Source organism: Flavobacterium oncorhynchi, assembly GCF_002217355.1.
Taxonomy (GTDB): domain Bacteria; phylum Bacteroidota; class Bacteroidia; order Flavobacteriales; family Flavobacteriaceae; genus Flavobacterium; species Flavobacterium oncorhynchi.
In genome coordinates, this window is record NZ_MUHA01000019.1 from 25,010 (window position 1) to 48,447 (window position 23,438).

Sequence of the window (23,438 nt, forward strand, 5' to 3'; positions counted from 1 at the left end):
GGTCTTTTTCTCTATTTTTCAGAATATATAAAAAACTTTGGAAGCTAAGAAATAATGAAAAAATAGAAAAGTTATGAAAAAGCTAAACAACCAAGATTATGGTCTTAGAGACCCTGATTTTATGGATCAGGAAAATTTTGATTATACCGTAAATTTTTCACCTGACGAAGATCCATATCAATATCAAGAAGAGTTTATCGATGACGGACGAGATCAAACTACTGATTTTAGTGTAAATGAATCGATAAGAATGGAAAACATTCCTAATGAAGAACGAGTTATAAATGAAGATAATTTGATCACTAATGATAGTGAAAAAACCAATCATGAGGAAAACCAAAGTACCAATAATGAACTAAACTTTGAAGATGATTTAGAGAAAGGAAGGGATTTAGATAAAGATGAAGATTTAACTGATTTTGATGCCGAACATTATCCTGAAAATCATCCTAGAGCCTAATATCAACTAGACTTTAAAACAGAACATTTTTAGCACATGACAATCCTAGCTTTAGGATACAATTAACGTTTTTATCGTTTACTATTATAAACTTTTGTTAAACGATCCCTGATGATTGATTTTGGCTGGATTTTCGCCGATCTTTATAATCTTATGATTTCTTTCTGGTTTAACAATCCGTAAAAAAAATCAACAGTTAAAAGTAGAATAAACGTAACATTTTTATTACATTAGACAAAATTAGGTATCATTAAAATAAATTATCATAATTATGGAAAAACTAAATTTTATAGACCCATTATTACACGGAATTAAACCTGAAAAAAAAGATTACAAGGACTACAGACCATCAGTTAAACATTTAGTATTTGCGGGATTAGGTTCTCTTTTAGCTGGAGCCGTACTTAAAAAAGTTGGACAAAATAAAACGGCCGCAGTGGTAGGAAGTCTTGCTGTACCTTTGCTTGCAGCGGCATGCTATAAAAAGATAACAGAAACTTCTAAAGAGAAAAGAGAAAAAACCGACAGCAGCGGTATCGAATATAATTATTAGGCAGTGTTTTTAAACTTCCGTTTAAAAACTTGAAATCTAAAATGAAACACCTGTAAATTCACCATTTTTTTTGATTACAATTCGTGAATTTACAGGTGTTTTTTTTAGTTTAAAATAAAATTGATTGAAAAATTGAAATCACTTTTTTAGGCAAGATTAATATTTCCTTCTACCCAGTTTAATGCTTTATTAAAAGATTCTTTTCTAAAACCGTGAAATTCTCCTGGAACTACATAGCCGAATCCGTTTGCAAGCGAAATTATTTCTTCAGAATCTGATACGATCGCTGCTCTATTCCATTTTCCAAGATTCTTAAGACCAAGCAGCGCTTCTTGAAGCCACTCGCCTGCTGTAAACTTTTCTACTTCAGTATCTAAAACCAGTAAAAAATTAATTTCATTAGTCTGCTTTACCAAATGCTCAACGGCAGGAACTACAACAATCAAAAAATCTTCTTTTGTCATTTCTGCCAATGCTCTAAAAGCAACTAAATTATCAGTTGTGTCAATTTGATGTATCATGATATTACACTTTTTGAGTTATTATTTTTTGAGTCTGCCAAGTCTTATTCCTTCAAAATATTAATTCGAATTTTACCATTAGAATAGTAAAAGGCAACTCAAATTTACTATTAGATTTTTATTTTTTATTACACACATTCAGTCCTTTTTTTATAAGATTACAATTAGGGAATTAATACTGCTCTCCCTTTTATTTGTCCATGTCGTAGCTTATCATAAACTTCGACTGCCTGATCTAAATTGTATTTTTCAACTTCAATATGAATCTTCTTTTGAAGTGCAAGTCCAATTACTTCCATTAATTCAGTTCTAGAACCCCAATAAGGATTTGTTAAGCTTACACCAAAAGGCAGACCATTCATATTGTATTCATAATTTCCGCCGCCAAGACCAACAATCGTTAAATCACCGTCTAGTCCAATTATTTTTGTTCCTAAATCTATTGTAGAAGTTGCTCCTACAAAATCGATTACGACTTTGGCTTTTTTAATTCCTGTAATTTTCTTTATTTGTTCGGCTGCATCTTTATCTGTAGAATTAATAGCATAAGCAGCTCCTAATTTTTTAGCAAATTCGAGTCTTTCTGGAGTTATATCGCAGGCAATAATAGTTGAGCCGCACATTTCTGATAAAATTTGAAGAGCCACATGACCCAATCCGCCAACCCCAATTACAACTACATATTCATCCGGCATCAATTTATGCAATGATCTCTTTATAGCTGAGTACGGCGTTAAAGCAGCATCTGTTAAAGGAGCCGCAATCACAGGATCTAAATCATGAATTGGCACCAGCAAACGCGATGAAGGTACAAGCATATAATCGGCCATTCCGCCATTTAATCCAAGTCCGCCGCCAAAAGCCATTTCAGACTGGTGGTCGCAATAATTTTCATTAGAATGCTGACAAGGTTTACAATGACCGCATCCCCAAGGACCGTAGACCAAAACTGCGTCTCCCTTTTTAAATCCTTTTACATCCTCTCCTATTTCTTCTATCCAGCCTGCGTTTTCATGCCCCAATGTAAAAGTAACACCAGATACAATGCCATCATCAATTATATGTAAATCTGAGTGACATACTCCAGCACCTCCAATTTTTAATAATACCTCATCACCTTTTGGAGATGGTTTTTCTAAATCATTTACAATTCTAACATCTTTATGTCCAAAAAAACGCACTGCTTTCATAAGATTTTTTTTATAAGTTAGTTTAGTAAATTTAATCAAATAAAATTCAACTCTCACATTTTCAAGGCTATTTATACATTTCTTAACGCAATCTAAACCAAGAATCAAGGGTCTGGTTAAGTGTATAAAACACAAAAACCTATTTCAGTAAAGAAATAGGTTTTGTCAAAAAAATAAAAAATAAACTAACACAACATTTTAATTGTCTTTTAATACTAGATCATAAACTTTAGTGGTTTGTTTTAAAGTATCAGCAACTATTTTATTGTTGTCATTATAGTTTGAATCTTATATCGTTTATAAATGTTCAATTTAAAAAAAAATGAGCCGTATCTTCATTCATTAAAAAACGTAAACAATTAAAAAAACTATACTTGATATAAACTCTCTAAGGAGTTGCAATTTTAGAACTTTAAATTGCTATTATGTTTATGGCATTGTTACGAAATCATAATGTTTAGGAATTTAAATAAACTATTTCACGCGCTCCTTTAGTAATCGCATCAAGAAATAGACATATCTTAAATAAAAAATGGCTGTCGTTTTGTGACAGCCATTTTCTATTATAAACTTAAAATAACAGCAAGTTCCTCGTAACTTCTAAAGAGTATTGCTCCTTCCTTTTCTAAATCACTATCATTATATCCGTTTGCAAAACCATATACTTTAAAACCGCCATCTATTCCGGCTCGTACACCTGCGACGCTGTCTTCAACCACAATACAGTCTTTTACATTAAAACCCATTTCCTTGGCAGCGTGCAAAAAAATTCCTGGTTCTGGTTTCCAACTCTCAATTTGGTATGAACTAAACATTTTATTCTCGAATTTACCCAGCAAACCAGCAACTTCAAGATTTAAACAAATCTTTTCGACTGGCCCGCTTGAAGCGACGCAATACGGAATTGTAAGTTTCTCTATAAACTCAAGAACACCTTCCATTGGTTTAACCTGCGTTTTAAAAGCATCAAAACTTCTCTGACGAAATTCTGTTTCAAAAGTTTCTGGAAGTTCTTTATCAATAGTTTCTTCAATATACTTGAAACAATCTTTTAACTTACGACCGTTGAAACTGCGATAAGCGTCTTCAATTTTCATTTCAAAGCCATGTTCTGACGCCATTTCAAGCAATACTCCGTTGCCAATTTTCTCTGTATCTACTAACACACCATCACAATCGAAAATAATACATTTAACCATTTTTATTGATTTTCATTTAATTACAATTTTAACTTACTCAAAAGCTAGTTCGTGTAAATTACAGAATATAATTCACTTAACTGCCGCATTATTATAGATGACAAAAAATTACTTTTTGACTGGAGAATAATTCTCTTTCAAAATTATTTCAAGCGGCATATAATGCGTGGGCTCTGTATCTTCTTTTAAAACCATTTTTTTATACAAATACTGAATTGCCATATAACCCTGATCTTCGGGTCTTTGATTGATCAAAAAATCAATTACGCCTTTATTTAAGTATTCTATGTTTTCTTTTAATAAATCGTAGCCTATAATTCGAATACCTTTTATGTTGTTTTGTTCTAAAAATTGAGCGGCAATATAGGCCCTTGAATTGGGCACGAAAATGCTGCTTATTCCAGAAAACATTTCAAGATTTAGCTCATCAACACTTGAATCTTTTAAAGTAACTTCAGAAAATTTAAAATTTGTAAGTTCATTATTGTCTTCAAAAAAAGAATAAAATCCCTTTATTCGCTGCAAATAAACTGAGGTACTTTCTATTTCTCTAGTAATTTTAAAAATCAAAATGTTTCTTTGATTTTTTACTGCAAAGCTAATAAGTCTTCCCGCCAAATAACCGCTCTGAAAAGCATCTTGACCTACATAAGCATATTCATTATTGTTTGAAATATTGGAATCGATCATCACAACAGGAATATTCTTTTTTTTGTATTCGTTTAAAAACTGAACGGAATCTTCATGAAAAATGGGCGCAAAAAGCAATCCGTCGCACTCAAAACTCATTACTTTTTTTACTGATTCTTTAAAAGAAGCCGCATTATAATCATAATAGAAATAATCCAAAACAATTCCGAATTTACTAAACTCAGCAGCGGCTTTTTCTATTCCCTCTGTCTGACTGCGCCAATATTCAAGATTTTCATGTTTGGGAAGAAAAACGGCAAAATGAAACTTCTTATTTAAAGCCAGATTACTCGCCAAAATATTACGTTTATAACCAAATTCTTCAATTATAGCGTTGACTTTATCTACAGTTTCTTGTGCCGCCTGTCCGCGATTATGAATAATTCGGTCAACAGTTCCTGGAGAAACATTAGCTAATTCGGCAATTTTCTTTATTGTTATGATATTGATTATTTTTAAGTTAAAATGATAAAAGCCTATTATAAAATTCTATTTTTTTAAGCAAAAATAGGTTGTTATACTTTACATTTTACATACATTTGTAAAACACCGTGTGCGTACACGTAAAATTACACATTATATATAAATGGCAGAAGCTTTTATACTATTTATTTCAAAAACAAAAAATTAAATCTTACCTCATGATAATAGATTCATTACATAATGCAGCGAAATATTACAATCTGCATCCCAATTTTCAAAAAGCTTTTGAATACGTTAGCCAAACTGATATTGCCAGCCTTGAAACTGGTTCGTTTGAAATCTGTGAAGGTCTAAAACTTATTGTTATTCATGGTGATGGAAGTACAAGAGAAGAAAGCATCAAAGGATTTGAATGCCATGATAAAAATATTGATATTCAAATTTCGATACAAGGTCCTGAAACTTTTGCTTGGAAACCAAGAGAAAAATGTACAAAACCAAATGGTGATTACAGCGACCAAAGAGACGTACGTTTTTTCTATGATAAACCAGATATGTTTTTTGAATTGCAGGAAAAACAATTTGCCATTTTATTTCCTGATGATGTTCACGCAGCAATGATTGGCGAAGGTTTCTTGAAAAAATTGGTTTTTAAAGTAAAGATCTAGTTCCCTGTTGGGGAAAATCCAAGTTTTAAATTCCAAATTCCAAGGAAAAACTTAAACATTAAAATCAAACTTATATAATCTACTTTACTTTTCAAAAATTAGATTTTGGAATTTAAAGTATTGTATTTTAAATAAAACTAAATGGATTCAATATTTAATCTAAAAGGAAAAATTGCGCTTATTACAGGCGGTGCGGGTGTGTTAGGAAGTAATTTCGCAAACGTTTTGGCGAAACAAGGTGTTATTGTTGGGATCGTTTCTCAATCTATTGAAAAAGCAGAAAAAACAGTACAGCATATAGAAGCAAATGGCGGACAGGGTTTTGCGATTCAAGCCAATGTTTTGAATAAAGAAGAATTAGAAAAAGCAAAAGACTTTATTGTTGAAAAATACGGGCGTTTGGATATTTTAATTAATGCTGCGGGCGGCAATATGCCGGGAGCAACTGTACAACCTGATCAAGCTGTTTATGATATGAAAAGCGATGATTTACAAAAAGTTGTTGACTTGAATATCATAGGAACTATGCTTCCTACTCAGGTTTTTTCGGAGGTTTTTGCAAAACAGAAATCAGGAAATATCATCAATATTTCATCGGCATCGGCTCAAAGACCATTAACACGAGTTGTGGGATATTCAGCTTCAAAAGCGGCAATCGACAATTTTACACAATGGATGGCGGTTGAATTAGCACAGAAATATGGCGAGGGAATTCGCGTAAACGCTATTTCGCCTGGATTTTTTATTGGAGAACAAAACCGAGCTTTATTATTAACTCCTGAAGGAAATCTGACTCCAAGAGGCGAAAAAATCATCGATCATACGCCAATGGGAAGATTTGGGACACCAGAAGATATTGACGGCGCTCTTTTATTCTTATGCAGTGATATGTCAAAATTCGTAACGGGAACTATTTTAAAAGTTGACGGCGGATTTGCCGCAACGAGTATTTAATAAACTAAATTACAAAACAACATAATACAAAATGGAACAAACATTAAGATGGTTCGGACCAAATGACCCTGTTTCTTTACAAGATATTGCACAAACTGGCGCAACCGGAATTGTAACTGCTTTACATCATATTCCGAATGGAGAAGTTTGGGGCGTAGACGAAATCAATAAACGAAAAATCGAAATTGAATATCAAGACGGTGATCCTAAAAAAGGCGCTTCAGGGTTAACTTGGTCAGTTGTAGAAAGTATTCCTGTACATGAAGACATTAAAAAACAAACTGGAAATTATCTTCAATACATTGAAAACTATAAGGAAAGCATTCTCAATCTAGCTTTATGCGGTATTAAATGTGTCTGCTATAATTTTATGCCGGTTTTAGACTGGTCTAGAACTGATTTATCTTATACGGTTGAAGACGGATCGAAAGCACTTCGTTTTGACATTAATGCTTTTGCGGCTTTTGAATTGTTTATTTTAAAAAGGCCTGGTGCTGAAAGGGAATATTCACCAGAGCAGACTCAAAAAGCGAAAAGTTATTTTGAAGCAATGACTGATGAGGATAAGGTAAAATTACAACAAAACATTCTGGCTGGGCTTCCAGGCGCTGAAGAAGCTTATACTGTTGAGGATTTTTTAATTACATTAAGTGCTTATAATCATATTGACAGACAGGCTTTAAAAGATAACTTGTTTTACTTTTTAAAGCAGATTATTCCAGTTGCAGAGAGTAAAGGTGTTTTAATGGCCATTCATCCTGATGATCCTCCTTACCCAATTTTAGGCTTGCCAAGAGTGGTAAGTACTGAGGAAGATTTGATCGAATTAATGAACGCAGCACCTTCAAAATCAAACGGATTTACAATGTGCACAGGTTCATACGGCGTTAGAGCTGATAATGATTTACCTGGAATTGTAAGACGTCATGGAGATAAAATGAATTTCATTCACTTAAGAAGTACACAGAGAGATGAAGAAGGCAGTTTTTATGAAGCAAATCATCTTGAAGGCGATGTAGATATGTATGAAGTGGTAAAAGCAATTCTAGAGGTTGAAAAAAGAAACAACAGCAAACTGCCAATGCGTCCAGATCACGGACATCAAATGCTGGATGATTTAAAGAAAAAAACAAATCCCGGTTATTCTGCAATTGGACGATTACGTGGTTTAGCTGAATTAAGAGGACTTGAAATGGGAATTAAAAAATCTCTTTAAATTTTTTCAATGTTGTTTTAGACTAAATTTAAGAGTCATTACCAATTCATTAACAAAAAACTAATTGTATTGATGTGATTTTTATTGACTATTAACTTACTTTGTACTTATTCTAAAAATTGTAATCCTATGAAAAAATTAAGTTTACTTGCAGTTACTTTATTTGCTGCATTTACAGTTCAAGCTCAGGAAGTTGTAAAATTTGCTCCACTGGATGCAAGTCCTGTAGATATTTCTTATTTTCCTAACAAAGCTGTTAAGTTCAAAAAAACTGATAATCCAACTCCTGTTGTCAAAGTTACCTATGCAAGACCGTCTGTGAAAGGACGTACTATTTTTGGTGATTTGATAAAATATGGAGAAGTTTGGAGAGTTGGTGCTAATGAAAATACAGAAATTAAATTTTACAAACCTGTAACTATTGGCGGTAAAAATGTTCCTGCAGGAACTTATAGTTTATTTGCAATTCCTGAAAAAGACAAATGGACGATTATTATCAACAAAGAACTTGATTTATGGGGTGGTTATGCATATGACGAAAGTAAAGATGTTGTTCGAGTATCTGTTCCTGTAAAACCTGTTTCTACAGTTATCGAAGCTTTATCAATTGCTTTTACATCACAAGGCACTACAGCAAATTTGGTAATTGGATGGGATAAAACAACGGTTGAACTGCCTATTACAATTAAATAATTAAGCATTATTATATACTAAAAAAAGAGACTTTAAAAGGTCTCTTTTTTTATCTAAGCTAATTGATTCTTATCTTATTACTTTTTCAAGGTTAAAGCATAATTCAGCTCTGATTTGATAATTTTTTTCTCTCGATCTAACATATATACTTTCTCAGGATCTGCGCTGTAATAACCGTAATAAATCTGGTTCTCTGCCGGTTTATCCCAATTCAATACATAGATTGTCCCGTTTGGATCGTTTTCTAAACCTCTTTCGGTATTAAAAGTTCCTTTTTCTACAAACTCTTTTTCAGGCGATTTCCCCTTGTAAATGGTATACAATTCGAACTTATGGCTTTCCATGGTGCCATCTCCTTGATAAATTTTTAGAACAGTTTCTATACCGCTGCAATCTGCACACGGTAATAATCCTTCATAAACATCAACCTTAGCGGCTGTGCTTTTTTCAGTACTTACTGTTGTTGAATCTTTCACAGCAGTTTCTACTGTATCTTCCTTCTTTTTAGAATTGCAAGATGAAATCAGCGTTGCAATTACTAATACAATACATAGTTTTCTCATAATAATTATAGCTAATATTTAATTCAAATATAAAGAAATCTCTTATTCTATTATTCAAAACCTCCAAATTGTAAAGAAAATATTCCGTTATAATTATCCTATTAATTATTTTTTCTGACACTAGCGATTGTATAACTAAGTTTTGTATTTTTATAGAAAGCAAAATATTATAGTTAACTTAAATAAAAAACTAAATGGGAAAATTTGTAATTACTAAAAGAACCAATGGTGAATTTCAATTTAATTTGAAAGCTGGTAACGGCCAGACAATTTTAACAAGTGAAGGCTATACAACGAAAGCGGCCTGCACAAACGGAATCGAATCTGTAAAAACAAACTCACAAGATGATGGTCGTTATGACAGAAAAGAATCCAGCAATGGAAAACCGTATTTTAATTTAAAAGCCAGCAATGGTCAAATAATTGGTTCAAGCGAAATGTATGAAAGTGTAGCTGCAAGAGAAAACGGAATTGAATCTGTAAAGAAAAACGCTCCTGACGCAGTTGTTGATGATCAAACATCATAAAAAATATAAAACAAAAACGAGGTGTAAAATACCTCGTTTTTTTATTCTATCTATTATTACTTACATAGAGATAACCTGATCTCTTAACTGTTTTATCTTCTTTTTTGTATTCTAAAATATAAAAATAAGTTCCAGTTGGCAGACCTTCATCTTTCTTTACTGTGCCGCGTCCTTCTGAAAATCCAAGAAACATATTATCCGTTTCATTGTACGATTTTGCATCATACACTTTTACTCCCCAACGATTGTAAATTTGAACTCTGTTATCAGGAAATTTATCAATTCCTTTAATTACGAAACTATCGTTTATACCATCTCCATTAGGTGAAATCGCATTATAAATTAAAATTTCATCAGATGGGGGCGCCGGGTTGTCTTTTTTAACCATAGCAATTGTAAAAATTCCATAGCCGCTTACTTGCGTAGTTACTAGTTTTGTAAAATCTGCTCCGGTAAGAAGATCGGCGGTTACTCCCTCTTCATTAATCCATTTAGCAGATGCTGTATCCCATCTTACAATTGCCAGTTCAGTTTCATTACTTTCCTGAAAGAAAGCATCGGGTGTAGTATTTTTGTCTAATGTTAAACTTAAAACTGCTTTATCCGTTCCTTTTTCCTGAGTTAAGTTCCAGTATTCGGCTTGATCTATTGCTATGATTTTTTCCTCTTTACTTGTATAAGGATAAATACTTCCTATACTTTCAAAAAAGTATTCTGTTGTATAAATGTTATTTACATTTTGACTTTCCTCATTTAGTGATGGCCTGTAAAAGACATCGTCACCAATTGGAAATTCAAATTTCGCTGAACCTTTTTTTTCTACTCTCCCATCAACAAAACTCAAATTACTTGTATTAGAATGAAATGCATTTTCATTAAAAATTATTTTTCCTTTATCATTAGCGGCGTCAACAATTCCGTTCTTAAATACTGCTATTTTATTAATAACAAGTGTAGTTACTAATCGAAAAGGCTCTAAACTCGATATATTATTAAATTCGATATTTTGAAAATAAGGCGGCGCGGTTCCTTCAATATACTGCTCATTATTTCCTGCAAAAAAAGTTTTTCCATCACTCAAATCAGTATAAGTAAATAGTCCATCGTTTTTAAAATTAGAATAAACATAAAAATTCCCATCATTTAAAATATCGCCGCTTACTTTATTATCAAAATCTGTAATAGTAGAAAACTGCGTATTGGGTAAAACTGATAATTCACCCGTATTTACATTTTGCGAAAACAACTTTCCAATGTAAAAGATTGTAATTATACACCATTTCAAATGTTTCGTTTTCATCTTAATTATTTATTAGATGGTGTTTGTGCCAATAATTTTTCCAAACGCTCCAAACGCAAATCCATTTCAGCCGATTTCTGCTTAAGATTTTGAATTTCTCTATCCTTTGCTTCCAGTACTTTTTGCTGTTCAATAACATGAAGATACAGCTCTTCTACTTTTTCTAAAACCTGAACTGATAATTGTGTAACATTAAAAATATAATCGCCCTTTTCATTTTTTGACAACTCACCAATTCCTGTAACCCCAGGCAGATGTTTATTTTCATTCACAAACTTTTCGATTTCTGTTAACGATTTAAAAGAATATTTTTTATTACTTGGATTCGCTTTATTAAAATAATTTTCAAATACATAATCAGGATAAGTATCTGTTGCTGTTTGTATTGCTCCATTTACTGCAAGCCACACAGTTGGATCAGCAGTTCCTAACAAGTTTGTGGTATTTATTCCTATTTTCCCCATTTGATATATTGCATCAGTATTTGAAGTCGCTTTATTTGTCGTAGACTGTATCTGCCAAGGCTCTAAAGCTATTAAAGCTGGATTTTTTATCTTTAAAATACCCGACGCATCTGCGACTACTACATTATCTGTTGTCGAAATACTAGTGAGTAAACCATCTATACGTACTGGATTATCAACACCTATTGCCTGAGGAGACACATGCAAAGTATTTGTAGGTGTATCTATATTAATACCTATTTTTGCAGCTTTCGCTGATGTCGAAAGGTTATTTACCCCAGTACCATAAATAGCATTACCAATATTTAAGCGATTGCTTCCTACTGTCGTTGGAGCAAGAGGAAAAAGATCTACAGTGTTTCCTATAATAATATTTTGGCTTCCTGATGCAATGTTTGCACCTGCCTGATACCCTAATGCAGTATTACCGGTTCCGCTTGCTAAAGAACCAAGTGCACTATTCCCCATTCCGACATTTTGATTTCCAGAAGTATTGACAATAAGAGCGCCTACACCTAGTCCTGTATTAAAACTGCCTGTATTAATTTCGAGCGCTTTATATCCAACAGCGACATTTCCTGTGCCGCTTGTAGCGCCTGTTAATGTATTGTGCCCAAAAGCTGTATTATTAGTTCCTACTGCATTGGATAATGCTCGAAGCCCAAATGCTGTCGTACCTGTTTGGGATAACATTCCAGCTTTTACATTATTTATTTTGAACATTAAAGGCTGCCCATCAGTAGTACCCAAAAAATTTACAGAAGAATCAGTTCCTCCATTACCAGCCATTCTCCAAAAATTTGCACCAGAAGCTGTTAGAGTCCTTAAAACACCGGTTGTGGTAGCTACTACAAAACTATCTGTCGCAGAATTACCAGCTTGTAATCCCTCAGCACGAATCGGGTCAGCTGTACTGGTAACATGTAATGTATTAGTTGGCGCATTTGTATTAATTCCAATTTTACCTGCAGTTCCTCCTACACTACCATTTACTCCTGTTCCAAACAAAGTGTTACCAATATTCATTTCATTGCTGACTCCTGGTGCAGAGGTATTGGTATTTAAAGCTGCGACAGCACCACCGCCTCCAATCAATATATTACCATTTCCAGTAGTGCTGGTAAGACCAGCATTAGTTCCAATCGCCACATTATAACTCCCCGAAGTATTTACAGCAAGTGCATTATATCCAAGCCCTAAATTATTACTGCCTGTCGTTTTATTTAATGCATTTGCCCCAAAAGCATTATTATATCCACCTGTAAGATTACCCAATAAGGCTAAATACCCTACAGATGTATTCCAACCGCTGCCTGGTCCTGTGAAATTACCCAATGCTAATCCACCTACAGCTGTATTACCAATTGTTGAATTTAACTTACTTAACGCGCTAAATCCAACGGCTGTGTTATCAGAGAATCCTCCTCCTAGTGCAAGTGCATTCACACCTATGGCTGTATTCTCAATACCTACAGTACCTGTACTCAAAGCCTGATAACCTAAAGCAGTATTGCTTTTAGCAATCGTACCAGATGCTACATTGGCAATTCTAAACATTAAAGGCTGGTCATCTTTAGTACCTAAAAAGTTAAATGTTGGACTTGCTGGGTTTGTACCTGTATTTCCTGATATTAGCCAGCCTATGCTTCCAACTGCATCTACCACTGTTCTTTGGTGCAAAATTCCATTACTATCTGCTGTTACCAGATTATCTGCTGTAGGTGCAGCAACCGTTTGTAAACCTGAAATGGCCAAAGTATTGGTATTATCAGCAGTAATAGTAGTAGGTTTTATTAAACTTCCTCCTAATTGTACATTTCCATCAAGTACTGTTAAACCATTATTAGCTGAAATTAAAACTGAAACTCCAGGTGATGAAGCAACACCATTTACAGTTGAAACTAAACTTCCTTTTGTACCTATCAAAGTATTACTATTTACAAGATTTACTGCTGTTCCTGCTATTCCATTTACTGTTGTTGTTAAAGAATTTATTGAACTTGAATTAGAAACACCACTCACGGCAGCCGAAGTTGAAGTAACTCCATTTACATCCGAAGTCAAAGTGTTTCCTGCCAAACTCAAAGTATTAGTCGTTCCTGCTGAAAGTATAGGAGCCAAATCTAAAGCCGCACTAGAAACACCATTTACAGTCGTAGTCAAACTTGTTCCTGACAATGAAGTTTCATTATTATTGACAATTGGAGCACCTGTACTTGTAATACCATTAACTGTTACCGTTGCAGTATTGATGTTTGATGTATTTGAAACACCACTCACGGCAGCCGAAGTTGAAGCAACTCCATTTACATCCGAAGTCAAAGTGTTTCCTGCCAAACTCAAAGTATTAGTCGTTCCTGCTGAAAGTACAGGAGCCAAATCTAAAGCCGCACTCGAAACGCCATTTACTGTTGTAGTCAAACTTGTTCCTGATAACGACGTTTCATTATTGTTGACGATTGGAGCACCTGCACTTGTGATTCCGTTAACTGTTACCGTTGCAATATTATTATTTGATGCATTTGAAACTCCGCTCACAGCAGAAGAGATTGAAGCAACTCCATTTACATCTGAAGTCAAGGTATTTCCTGAAAGACTTAAAGTATTAGTCGTTCCTGCTGAAAGTACAGGAGCCAAATCTAAAGCCGCACTCGAAACACCATTTACTGTTGTGGTTAAACTTGTTCCTGATAATGAAATTTCATTATTATTAACAATTGGGGCTCCAGCACTTGTAATTCCGTCCACCGTTATTGTTGAAGTATTTCCACTTGAAGCATTTGAAACAGTAATTGTTTTGGCAATAGCCGAAGGATTTAACATCGCTCCGCCATCAGTTCCAACTACCAGTAAGTTACTCGGATTTGTACTCACTACTTGAGAAGTTGATGGAGTTCCAGCTTCATTAATATACGTAATTACTCCTGTTCCTAAATTTTGTATTTGTGTTGTAATCGTTTCATTTGCTTTTACGATCACACCAAAATCAATAGGCTTCAAATCTCCAGAAGAATCAACATAAGAGAACTCTGTAGTTGTGGAATTATAGATAACTGTTCCTAGAGCTGTAGAAGTTTCACTATCAATTACAATTCTATTCCATTTACTATTATACCAATAGTAATATCCCGGTTTTATATCAGCAATTGCAGCAATATTAAACACCAGCAAACTATTTACATTCCCATTGGCTATTGTCGACACATCTGTTGAGTTAATTAAACTTACTCTTGGAATTAGTACTCCGCGATTTGATGCAACAATTTCTAACTGAGAAGAAGAATTAGGCATTGGTGTTCCAATACCAACTTGCGAATAAGCAACAAAACCACATAAAAATAGAACTATAATAGATATATATATTTTCATACGAAATAAATTATAATGTTAAGAATAAAAAATCGTGAATATATAAATAAATACTTACGCAAGTATCCTAAAAATTACTACTAAAACAAATAATTTCTTACAGTAAATATTTTATGCCTTAATATATTATTATTGCTTACAATTTTTACTAAAAAGTCTGAAGTATTAACAATCTAAATTTTAATGGCGGAGAATGAAATTTAATATGGTATGGACATAAAAAAGAAATTCATTATTAAGAACACGTAAATATATGCAAAAAAGACAATATACTAAATACCAAGCACTTAAATAATACAGAATATTATTTTACTTACATTTATCTCCTTAGATTTTGTGACTATTTAAAACAAAAAAAGAGGGCCTAATAGCCCTCTTTTTTAAATAAAATCTTTTTTAATCTAACAAGAATACAATCAATCCTCTTGCACCATGTGCGCCTAAAACCAGCGATTGTTCTATATCTGCAGTTTTAGATGGTCCTGCAATAAAAGTTCCAAAACCATATTCCTGATTTCCGATTCTTTCATAAGCTTGCTGCATGGTTCTTATAATATCATTTTTACGAACAATTATTGCAAGATACTGTGCAATAAATGGTGCTACCCGCTGTCCTAAAATAGCATCCGTAACCCAGAGTCCGCTATTTTCTGCAACTCCAAAATGTGCTTTTACAACGGTTAATTCAACATCATGAAGCATATGCGGATCAACAGTTGTCCAATCTAAAGAAGCGATTTCTGAAAGCTCCGGCAATGTTGTAATTACTCTCTTTTTAAGATTATAATTAACCTTTATATACGTAATTATTTCTTCATAATTAGATACTTCAACAGGATCTCCTCCAATTCCTTTTAAAACCGTTTTATAGGTTTCTAAGGTATCAAAATCTTCGGAACCTAAAAGACTTAAATCTGGCAGTTCTGTAACCAAATCAGGCTGATTTAGTTTTATTCTGTTTAAAATTTCGGCTTTACTGCTCATTATCTTTTGCTTTAGATTCTCTTGAATTTTTCTTGTACCATTCTCTAAAAGATTCCTCAGGAACGTCTGGCATTTCGCGCTGATCGTACCATTTGTTCATTTTATTATTGACCATTGCAGGAATATTTTTCATTACAAATCTTCCTGATTTTCCTGCAATGTTAAAAATAGTTGGATTTGCCAATACTGTTGCCATCGTTTTCATTGCGATGGTTTTGGCTTTTGGTGTATAACCGTCTTTTACCAAAACCTGACGCCACTTATACAATTGATCGTGAATATCAATTTTTACTGGACAAACGTTTGTGCAAGAACCGCATAGCGTGCTTGCAAAAGGCAGATCGGCATTTTTGCTCATATCTAAATTTGGTGCCAAAATAGAACCAATTGGTCCTGCTACCGCATTGTGATAACTGTGTCCGCCGCTTCGTCTGTAAACTGGACAGGTATTCATACAAGCACCGCAGCGAATACATTTTAAAGAATTTCTAAAATCTTCACGCCCTAACTGTTTGCTTCTGCCGTTGTCGACAATTACGATATGAAGTTCTTTTCCTTCTCTTGGCTTTTTGAAATGACTTGAAAAAGTTGTTATAGGCTGTCCTGTTGCACTTCTTGCTAATAACCTCAAGAAAACTCCTAAATGCTTGCGTTGTGGAATCAGCTTTTCAAATCCCATACAAGCAATATGAACATCGGCCAAATGTGCACCCATATCGGCATTTCCTTCATTGGTACAGACTACAAATTCACCGGTTTCTGCTACCGCAAAATTTACTCCTGTTAAAGCCACTTTTCTAGTTAAAAAGGTATTTCTTAAACTATGACGAGCCGATTCTGTTAAATACTGAGGATCAAAATTTCCTTTTTCAGTTCCCAGATGTTCGTGGAAAGTTTCGCTTACATCTTCTTTCTTTAAGTGAATAGCAGGCAATACAATATGACTAGGCGGTTCTTTACGAAGTTGTACAATATATTCACCTAAATCTGAATCGATAACTTCTATCCCTTTTTCGGCTAAATAATCATTTAAATGGCATTCTTCTGTAAGCATTGATTTGGATTTCACCATTTGCTTTACATCATGTTTTGCCATGATCGAATGCACTATTTCATTGTGTTCTTTCGCATCAGCTGCCCAATGTACAATAATTCCGTTTCTTTGCGCATTGGCTTCAAATTCTACTAAATAATCATGAATATTTGAAAGCACATTGCCTTTGATTTTTGAAGCCGTTTCACGTAATAATTCCCAATCATCAATTTGATGTGCCGATTTATCACGTTTCGCACGAACAAACCAAAGTGTTTCATCGTGCCAATTGACACGCTCCACATCTTTGTTGAATTTTGCTGCGGCTTCGCTGTGCTGTATTATTTTTTCTGATGACATTTTTAATTATTTAAAAGTCAATTTTGAAATGTTTATAATGTTTTATTTAACCGCAAAGTGCGCAAGGATAAAAAATAACTTTGCGAACATTGCGTATCCCGATAGCTATCGGGATTACGCACTTTGCGGTTAAGTTTTATAAACAACATCTATTTTTAGTTTCCGAGGGAATTTAATATTTCTGCAATATGGATGGTTTTGATCTTGCTCTTTTGTCTTTTCAAGATCCCGTCTAAATGCATTAAGCAAGACATATCACCGCCTGTAATATAATCAACATCATGACTTTGGTGATCTTTAATTCGGTCTTGTCCCATTTTTACAGAAACAGCTTCTTCAGTAACACAAAATGTTCCTCCAAAACCGCAGCATTCATCTTTTCTGGTTAAAGCAACTAAATCAAGTCCTTCGATATTGTGAAGTAATTGCTCGGGTTTCGAGAAAAACGGCGCATTTAATTCTGACATCTGCGAAAGATGCAATCCACGTTGTCCGTGGCAGCTTACATGCATTCCTACTCTAAAAGGAAAACGTCCGTCGATATGGTCAATTTTTAAAATATCAGTTATAAACTCTGTTAATTCAAAAACACTGTTTCTGATTTTTGTTGCTGCTTGTTCATTTTTATCATCATGCAAATGGTCTTTTACATGCAGAACACAACTTCCTGAAGGGCATACAATATAATCGAATCCTGAAAAATTGGCTATAAAATTAGTATCACAGCCTTTTGTTAAGTGTGCATAACCGCTGTTTGCCATTGGCTGTCCGCAGCAGGTTTGTCCCATCGGAAAATGAACTTCACAACCTAATTTCTGTAAAAGTTCATATGTCGCAATACCCACTTTTGGGTAAAACTGATCGACATAACACGGTATAAATAGCCCGATTTTCATTTTTTATTGTTTTATTTTTTACTCGCAGATTTGGCAGATTAAACCAATTTTTATTCAAATATCACGCATTTTTTATCTCCACAATCTACCAAATCTGCGAGAAACAAAAATCTTTTTAATCCTTTATCCCAATAACTATTAGGAACAGATTTTTTAATTTTTAATTCTCAATTTTTAATTGTTTCAATGCTTATAAAATTTCAAATCAATCAAGTCATTCTGAATTGGTTTAGGATTCCAGTTTTGATGAATTGCCAATGCAGCTCCCAAAGCACTTGCCTGCGCCATTGATGCGGCATAAACTTCAATATCAGGGAAAGCTTCGGCTAATAAATTCATATAAATTGAATTTTTACTGAAACCTCCATCTACAAAAATTTTCTTTACAGGACTGTTATGAATGACTAAGTTAGTTGAAAATACTTGTTGTTCTACCAAATCTAACATTAATTGATGATAGGCAATTTCATAGCTTTTAAATGTCTTCAGCTCTCTTTTTTGAAAAGGACATTCTTTCAGTATATCAAAATTATACTTTTTAGGGTAAATAATCTGAAAATTTAGAGCTCTTAAATTAGATACAATGTTTTTATCAAAATAAACCTCTTTGTATCTATCGACAGGAACTTTAAAATATTCTGCTAACCTTTTGGTTTGTATTTCGTGTTCGTTTCCTGCAAAAAGTCTTGCGGCTTTTACCGGTTTTTCTGTGTATTGCAAATAACACAAACAATCGTTTTGTAATTCCTCAAAAGTCAATTGTTTATTATTGAACGGATTCAAGGAAATGCTCCAAGTTCCTGTTGACAATAAAACAAAAGGTTCTGTAAAATTTATGGTATACGGAATTATTGCTGATGAACTATCGTGAAGTCCTGCACCTACAGATAAGCCGTCTTTTGTTTTGATAACGTCTTTTCCTGAATAGAACTCAGGAATTTTAAATGAAATGCCTTCGTTTTTTAACCATTTATGGTATTTCATTTTCTTGAAATTCCAAAGATTGGTATGACAACCCACACTTGTAATATCGGCGTAAGCTTCATTGGTTAAAAGAAAACTCAAAAATTGCGGAAGGTGTAAACAATATACAACCTTTTCGAATAATTCTGGTCTTTCTTCTTTTAAACGATAAATCTGCATTCCTGAATTTAAACTTCCCAAAACTGGAGAAGCCGTTTTTACAGCAAATCTTTCTTTGCCTTTATATTTATGATAGAATTCGTCTTTTAAATCCTCTGGATAATCTTTTAGGTAATTATACAGAGGAGTTAAAATTTTTCCTTCTTTATCAATGTAGACAAAACTAGCACCGTAGGTACTAAAATTGATCGCTTTTAATACATAATTGGTTAAAGCTTTTATTTCTTCTAAACGCTCAAAAATCCAATTTTTAAGCACTTCTATATTCTCGCAAGGAAAACCGTCTTCGTCGACTGTTTCGTCCAGATTGACTGATTTCTCCCAAACGATTCTATAGTTTTCATCAAATAAGAATACTTTTTTGTTTGTTTTACCAATATCAAAAATTGCAACTACATTCATTTAATTAATTATAAATTGTGAATTATCAATTATAAATTACAGGCCTGTAGCTAATGTTTTTAATCCTCTTTCTCCAATTAGATTTTTTCTAACAGATAGACTTCTGTACAATTCAACTGGATTTAAAGCAGCACCTGAACGGAAACGAGCCTCGGCAACTAACGCGCGAACGTCTGTACGGAAAGCATTCTGAAGAATTTCCTGTGCTTTTACTACATCATTCTCTTCCTGTGCTTTTTCTAATTCTTTTCTGTCTACAGAAAGAGCCTGCGCATAAGCAATCATAATAGCTTCTACAGACTGCAATAAATCTTCTAACGGATCTTTGATGTTGTGCGATGCGTCGATCATCCAGCCAAGATCTTTGGCGTGATTCATTCCTCTTGCATCCATTCCTTCAACCAATTCATTAAAAATTAAAAATAACTGATATGGTTTTAAAGCTCCCGCCGTTAAATCGTCATCACCGTATTTTGAATCGTTAAAGTGGAATCCACCCAGTTTGTTTTCCATTAATAATAAAGAAACAATCTGCTCGATATTTGCATTTGGTAAATGATGTCCTAAATCGACTAATGTCTGCGCTTTATCGCCTAACTTTTTAACATACGAATAAGACTGTCCCCAATCAGCAACTGTCGTTGAATAAAAGTTAGGCTCAGCACATTTATATTCTAAAAATAATTTCCAGTTTGAAGGTAATGCATCATAGATTTCTTCTAAACTTTCTAATGTATTTTGATACGCTTTACGAAAGTTCAACTGTCCAGGGAAATTAGAACCATCGGCAAGCCAAACTGTTAATGACTCAGATCCTAATTCGATTCCGTGTTTAATAACTTCAATATTATGAGCAATCGCTTGTTTACGAACTGCTTTATTTACATTTTGTAACGAACCGTATTTATAAGTATGCTCTGCATCTGCCTGATCTTGAAATGTATTCGAGTTCATGGCGTCGAACTTTAAATTGTGCTGTGCCGCAAGCGCTTTTATTGCTTTATAATCTTGTGGAATATCCCATGGAATATGCAGCGAAATAGCTCCTGAAGCATTGTTTAATTTATGAAGCAAACCAACATCTTCGATTTTTTCTTCGATTGAGCGCGGTTCTCCTCCACCTGCAAAACGCCCAAATCTTGTTCCTCCTGTTCCTAAAGCCCAAGATGGAATTGCAATTTGAAAGTCGATTAACTTTTGAATAATGGCTTCTGTATTATCAATTTCTGATGCTGTAAAAACCAGTTTATTTTGGTGCTTTTTTAATAATTCCTCGTTATGAGATTCAATATTGTTTGATCCGATTATCATAATACTTATTATTTTAATAGAGATACAAGATATACAATTTAATTTTATTCGTGTGTTTTTAACACATAAAAATATAACCTTAAAAGTTCTCCCATCAAAATACCTAATTATGCATTAATGATGAATCATTTTTTCTATTTTAAAACTTAAGAAAAAACTATATTTCTATAGGTTAAAGCATTTTTTGAACTCCAAAATTATATAATCGTTCTCTGCGTTTAACTTTATTATTTTATGCTATTTAGTCTTCTTTATAAAAGTGTTATATCTAAAAAAATCTAACGTCCGAAATATCGAACGTTAGACCACAAAAAACCACTTTTGCTTAAACAAACTTATAAAAAAACCTAAACAATCTTTATCTATAAAAGCCCATTGCAACACCGCCGTCTACGTTTAAAGCGTTCCCTGTTGATTTACCAAGTAAACCACCAACAAAAGCAAAACAAGCATTTGCAATATCATCTGGCAATATGATTTCATTTAATAACGTACGTTTTGCATAATAAGCTGGAAGTTCTTCAACTGTAATTCCATATGCTTTTGCACGACCTTCTGCCCATCCACCAGACCAAATATTTGAATCTGAGATTACAGCATCAGGATTTACTGTATTTACACGTATTTTATCAGCTCCTAATTCGGCAGCCATTAAACGTGTTAAATGTGCTTGTGCCGCTTTGGCAGAACCGTATCCAGGATTGTTTGGACCAGCAACAACAGCATTTTTAGAAACAATATTCACAATATCACCTCCAAAACCTTGTTTACGCATTACTTCGATTCCGGCCTTAGAAACAATAAATTGTCCTTTTACCAAGATATCGTATAATCTATCCCATTCTTCAAGAGTATGTTCTGCAATAGATTTTGAAATACTGATTCCTGCATTGTTTACAATAATATCTACACCACCAAAAGCTAAAGAAGCTTGATCTAAAGCTAATTCTGTACTAGCTTCATCTGTTACATTAAGTAATGTACTCGCAACCGCATCTTTTCCAAAAGCTTTAATAAACTCAGCTGTTGCGCCTTCTAAACGCTCTTGATTAATATCGTTGATTACCACGCAAGCGCCTTCTTGAGCAAATTTCTTAGCAATAGCTTTACCAATTCCGCCCGCAGAACCTGTAATTACAGCTACTCTCCCAGACAATGCTTTTGGTTTTGGCATACGTTGTAATTTTGCTTCTTCTAATAACCAATATTCGATATCAAAAGCTTCTTGGTGAGGCAGCGAAGTATATTCTGAAACCGCTTCAGCACCTTTCATTACATTTACTGCATTCACATAATATTCTGATGCCAAACGTGCCATCGTTTTATCTTTTGCAAAAGTGAACATACCAACTCCAGGATATAAAATCACAACTGGATTTGGATCACGCATTGCAGGAGAATTCGATTTCTTGCAGGCATTATAATAGTCTTTGTACATTGCGCGGTAAGCTTCAAAAGCCGGAGCTAGTTTTGCTTTAACCGCATTTATATCTGATAAATCTTCGTTTGGATCTAATTCTAAAACCAATGGACTGATTTTAGTTCTTAAAAAGTGATCTGGGCAAGAAGTTCCTAATGGAGCTAATTTTGAAAGATCGTTTGAATTAATGAATTCTAAAACTCTTGCGTCATCTGTATAGTGACCAATCATTTGACGTTCTGATGAACAGAAACCTCTTAAAATCGGAGCAACTTTTGCGGCTTTCAATTTACGATCTGCTTCTGGAAGGCTTTCGATTTTCTGACCTCCAAAAACCGGGCGTTTTTTACCGTAATTGTTTTCAAGGTATTCAGCACATTTTTCGATTACTTCCAATGTATTGATGTAACTTTCGTATGCAGTATCACCCCAAGTAAATAAACCGTGAGAACCTAACATGATTCCTCTTAGTTTTTTACCTTTCTTTTCTGCTTCTTCTAAACAACTTCTTAATTGAAGTCCTAAATCGAAGCCCGGACGCTGCCATCCAACCCAGCCGATTTCTCCGTTAAATAATTCTTCTGTAATTTTTGCTCCGTCTTTTGCTGCTGCGATTGCAATTGCCGCATCTGGATGCAAGTGATCGATGTGTTTGAATGGTAAGAAACCATGCAAAGGCGTATCGATAGACGGCGCTTTTGAAGCTAAGTCGAAAATACAGTGATTGAACAATTCTACCATTTCATCTTCAAACTCAATTCCTCTGTATACATTTTCAAGATTGCGAAGTCTGTCTAAATATAATGCCGCACAACCTGATTTTGTTAAAGTTCCAATATCACCTCCAGAACCTTTAATCCACATAACTTCAGAGCTTGCTCCAGTTAATGGATCTTTATCCGTAATTTTTACAGAAGTATTTCCTCCTCCGTAGTTTGTCAATCTTAAATCGGCTCCCAATAAGTTAGAGCGATAAATGAAAAGCGCTACTTCATCACCAGCTAGTTCTTGAGCTTTTGCCTCATCCCAAAGATAGCTAACATGCTTAAAATTCATATTTTTTGTATTTGTATTTGACATTGTTATCATATGTTTTTTC

Annotated in this window: 20 protein-coding genes; 7 read left to right on the plus strand and 13 right to left on the minus strand. The window is 33.9% G+C overall.

The genetic code is table 11. The annotated features are described in order from the left end of the window. Window positions 1–73 precede the first annotated feature (73 nt). Together B0A75_RS13110 and B0A75_RS13115 are read left to right on the plus strand one after the other, a co-directional pair. Complete coding sequence (locus B0A75_RS13110) at window positions 74–460, plus strand: hypothetical protein (protein ID WP_089054729.1); 387 nt, start codon at window positions 74–76, stop codon at window positions 458–460. Window positions 461–731: 271 nt separating this feature from the next. Next, window positions 732–1,013 carry a hypothetical protein gene (locus B0A75_RS13115; RefSeq protein WP_089054730.1) on the plus strand — a complete coding sequence of 94 codons (282 nt, stop codon included), beginning with the start codon at window positions 732–734 and terminating at the stop codon, window positions 1,011–1,013. Window positions 1,014–1,159: 146 nt separating this feature from the next. Here B0A75_RS13115 and B0A75_RS13120 read toward each other — a convergent pair whose 3' ends face one another. The 4 genes from B0A75_RS13120 to B0A75_RS13135 form a co-directional block, all read right to left on the minus strand. Further along, window positions 1,160–1,534 carry a SpoIIAA family protein gene (locus tag B0A75_RS13120; protein ID WP_089054731.1) on the minus strand — a complete coding sequence of 125 codons (375 nt, stop codon included), beginning with the start codon at window positions 1,532–1,534 and terminating at the stop codon, window positions 1,160–1,162. 164 nt (window positions 1,535–1,698) lie between these two features. Further along, window positions 1,699–2,724 carry an NAD(P)-dependent alcohol dehydrogenase gene (locus tag B0A75_RS13125; protein ID WP_089054770.1) on the minus strand — a complete coding sequence of 342 codons (1,026 nt, stop codon included), beginning with the start codon at window positions 2,722–2,724 and terminating at the stop codon, window positions 1,699–1,701. A 563-nt stretch (window positions 2,725–3,287) separates the two neighbouring features. Further along, window positions 3,288–3,923 carry an HAD family hydrolase gene (locus B0A75_RS13130; protein WP_089054732.1) on the minus strand — a complete coding sequence of 212 codons (636 nt, stop codon included), beginning with the start codon at window positions 3,921–3,923 and terminating at the stop codon, window positions 3,288–3,290. Window positions 3,924–4,031: 108 nt separating this feature from the next. Beyond that, the gene (locus B0A75_RS13135; RefSeq protein ID WP_317044189.1) at window positions 4,032–5,096 is read right to left on the minus strand and encodes a LacI family DNA-binding transcriptional regulator; all 1,065 of its coding nucleotides are present in this window, start codon (window positions 5,094–5,096) and stop codon (window positions 4,032–4,034) included. A gap of 158 nt (window positions 5,097–5,254) precedes the next feature. Here B0A75_RS13135 and B0A75_RS13140 point away from each other — a divergent pair, with 158 nt between their 5' ends. From B0A75_RS13140 to B0A75_RS13155, 4 genes are all read left to right on the plus strand, one after another. Then, window positions 5,255–5,704: a YhcH/YjgK/YiaL family protein gene (locus B0A75_RS13140; protein ID WP_089054734.1), complete on the plus strand. Its 450-nt coding sequence runs from the start codon at window positions 5,255–5,257 to the stop codon at window positions 5,702–5,704. A 141-nt stretch (window positions 5,705–5,845) separates the two neighbouring features. Then, entirely contained in the window at window positions 5,846–6,658 is an 813-nt protein-coding gene (locus tag B0A75_RS13145; RefSeq protein ID WP_089054735.1) for an SDR family oxidoreductase, read from the plus strand. A gap of 31 nt (window positions 6,659–6,689) precedes the next feature. Next, window positions 6,690–7,874: a mannonate dehydratase gene (gene uxuA / locus B0A75_RS13150; RefSeq protein ID WP_089054736.1), complete on the plus strand. Its 1,185-nt coding sequence runs from the start codon at window positions 6,690–6,692 to the stop codon at window positions 7,872–7,874. Window positions 7,875–8,003: 129 nt separating this feature from the next. Further along, window positions 8,004–8,567, plus strand: a complete 564-nt coding sequence (locus B0A75_RS13155; RefSeq protein WP_089054737.1) for a DUF2911 domain-containing protein — start codon at window positions 8,004–8,006, stop codon at window positions 8,565–8,567. 77 nt (window positions 8,568–8,644) lie between these two features. Here B0A75_RS13155 and B0A75_RS13160 read toward each other — a convergent pair whose 3' ends face one another. Continuing rightward, complete coding sequence (locus B0A75_RS13160) at window positions 8,645–9,130, minus strand: copper resistance protein NlpE (protein WP_089054738.1); 486 nt, start codon at window positions 9,128–9,130, stop codon at window positions 8,645–8,647. A gap of 194 nt (window positions 9,131–9,324) precedes the next feature. On the opposite strand from B0A75_RS13160, the gene B0A75_RS13165 reads away from it, so the two are divergent. Continuing rightward, window positions 9,325–9,657, plus strand: coding sequence for a YegP family protein (locus tag B0A75_RS13165; RefSeq protein ID WP_089054739.1), 333 nt, complete (start codon window positions 9,325–9,327; stop codon window positions 9,655–9,657). A 46-nt stretch (window positions 9,658–9,703) separates the two neighbouring features. On the opposite strand, the gene B0A75_RS13170 is transcribed toward B0A75_RS13165, so the two are convergent. The 8 genes from B0A75_RS13170 to B0A75_RS13205 form a co-directional block, all read right to left on the minus strand. After that, on the minus strand, window positions 9,704–10,957 hold the full coding sequence (locus B0A75_RS13170; RefSeq protein ID WP_089054740.1) for a gliding motility-associated C-terminal domain-containing protein: 1,254 nt from the start codon (window positions 10,955–10,957) through the stop codon (window positions 9,704–9,706). A 5-nt stretch (window positions 10,958–10,962) separates the two neighbouring features. Beyond that, window positions 10,963–14,790, minus strand: a complete 3,828-nt coding sequence (locus B0A75_RS13175; RefSeq protein WP_089054741.1) for a beta strand repeat-containing protein — start codon at window positions 14,788–14,790, stop codon at window positions 10,963–10,965. Between the two features lie 396 nt (window positions 14,791–15,186). Continuing rightward, window positions 15,187–15,774: a LutC/YkgG family protein gene (locus B0A75_RS13180; RefSeq protein ID WP_089054742.1), complete on the minus strand. Its 588-nt coding sequence runs from the start codon at window positions 15,772–15,774 to the stop codon at window positions 15,187–15,189. Beyond that, a complete protein-coding gene (locus tag B0A75_RS13185; protein ID WP_089054743.1) occupies window positions 15,764–17,167 on the minus strand; it encodes a lactate utilization protein B in 1,404 nt (467 codons plus the stop codon). Before B0A75_RS13185 ends, B0A75_RS13180 begins: the two co-directional genes overlap by 11 nt. Before the next feature lie 155 nt (window positions 17,168–17,322). Continuing rightward, on the minus strand, window positions 17,323–18,063 hold the full coding sequence (locus B0A75_RS13190; protein WP_089054744.1) for a (Fe-S)-binding protein: 741 nt from the start codon (window positions 18,061–18,063) through the stop codon (window positions 17,323–17,325). A gap of 183 nt (window positions 18,064–18,246) precedes the next feature. After that, the gene (locus B0A75_RS13195; protein ID WP_089054745.1) at window positions 18,247–19,608 is read right to left on the minus strand and encodes an FGGY-family carbohydrate kinase; all 1,362 of its coding nucleotides are present in this window, start codon (window positions 19,606–19,608) and stop codon (window positions 18,247–18,249) included. A gap of 36 nt (window positions 19,609–19,644) precedes the next feature. Next, entirely contained in the window at window positions 19,645–20,919 is a 1,275-nt protein-coding gene (locus tag B0A75_RS13200) for a TIM barrel protein (protein WP_089054746.1), read from the minus strand. 358 nt (window positions 20,920–21,277) lie between these two features. Continuing rightward, on the minus strand, window positions 21,278–23,419 hold the full coding sequence (locus tag B0A75_RS13205) for a bifunctional aldolase/short-chain dehydrogenase (protein WP_089054747.1): 2,142 nt from the start codon (window positions 23,417–23,419) through the stop codon (window positions 21,278–21,280). Window positions 23,420–23,438: the final 19 nt, after the last annotated feature.

Bases quoted from the DNA above. Each gene is read 5' to 3' on its own strand.
- B0A75_RS13110 (WP_089054729.1), top strand. From the start codon at position 74: ATGAAAAAGCTAAACAACCAAGATTATGGTCTTAGAGACCCTGATTTT.
- B0A75_RS13115 (WP_089054730.1), top strand. From the start codon at position 732: ATGGAAAAACTAAATTTTATAGACCCATTATTACACGGAATTAAACCT.
- B0A75_RS13120 (WP_089054731.1), bottom strand. From the start codon at position 1,534: ATGATACATCAAATTGACACAACTGATAATTTAGTTGCTTTTAGAGCA.
- B0A75_RS13125 (WP_089054770.1), bottom strand. From the start codon at position 2,724: ATGAAAGCAGTGCGTTTTTTTGGACATAAAGATGTTAGAATTGTAAAT.
- B0A75_RS13130 (WP_089054732.1), bottom strand. From the start codon at position 3,923: ATGGTTAAATGTATTATTTTCGATTGTGATGGTGTGTTAGTAGATACA.
- B0A75_RS13140 (WP_089054734.1), top strand. From the start codon at position 5,255: ATGATAATAGATTCATTACATAATGCAGCGAAATATTACAATCTGCAT.
- B0A75_RS13145 (WP_089054735.1), top strand. From the start codon at position 5,846: ATGGATTCAATATTTAATCTAAAAGGAAAAATTGCGCTTATTACAGGC.
- uxuA (WP_089054736.1), top strand. From the start codon at position 6,690: ATGGAACAAACATTAAGATGGTTCGGACCAAATGACCCTGTTTCTTTA.
- B0A75_RS13155 (WP_089054737.1), top strand. From the start codon at position 8,004: ATGAAAAAATTAAGTTTACTTGCAGTTACTTTATTTGCTGCATTTACA.
- B0A75_RS13160 (WP_089054738.1), bottom strand. From the start codon at position 9,130: ATGAGAAAACTATGTATTGTATTAGTAATTGCAACGCTGATTTCATCT.
- B0A75_RS13165 (WP_089054739.1), top strand. From the start codon at position 9,325: ATGGGAAAATTTGTAATTACTAAAAGAACCAATGGTGAATTTCAATTT.
- B0A75_RS13170 (WP_089054740.1), bottom strand. From the start codon at position 10,957: ATGAAAACGAAACATTTGAAATGGTGTATAATTACAATCTTTTACATT.
- B0A75_RS13175 (WP_089054741.1), bottom strand. From the start codon at position 14,790: ATGAAAATATATATATCTATTATAGTTCTATTTTTATGTGGTTTTGTT.
- B0A75_RS13180 (WP_089054742.1), bottom strand. From the start codon at position 15,774: ATGAGCAGTAAAGCCGAAATTTTAAACAGAATAAAACTAAATCAGCCT.
- B0A75_RS13185 (WP_089054743.1), bottom strand. From the start codon at position 17,167: ATGTCATCAGAAAAAATAATACAGCACAGCGAAGCCGCAGCAAAATTC.
- B0A75_RS13190 (WP_089054744.1), bottom strand. From the start codon at position 18,063: ATGAAAATCGGGCTATTTATACCGTGTTATGTCGATCAGTTTTACCCA.
- B0A75_RS13195 (WP_089054745.1), bottom strand. From the start codon at position 19,608: ATGAATGTAGTTGCAATTTTTGATATTGGTAAAACAAACAAAAAAGTA.
- B0A75_RS13200 (WP_089054746.1), bottom strand. From the start codon at position 20,919: ATGATAATCGGATCAAACAATATTGAATCTCATAACGAGGAATTATTA.
- B0A75_RS13205 (WP_089054747.1), bottom strand. From the start codon at position 23,419: ATGTCAAATACAAATACAAAAAATATGAATTTTAAGCATGTTAGCTAT.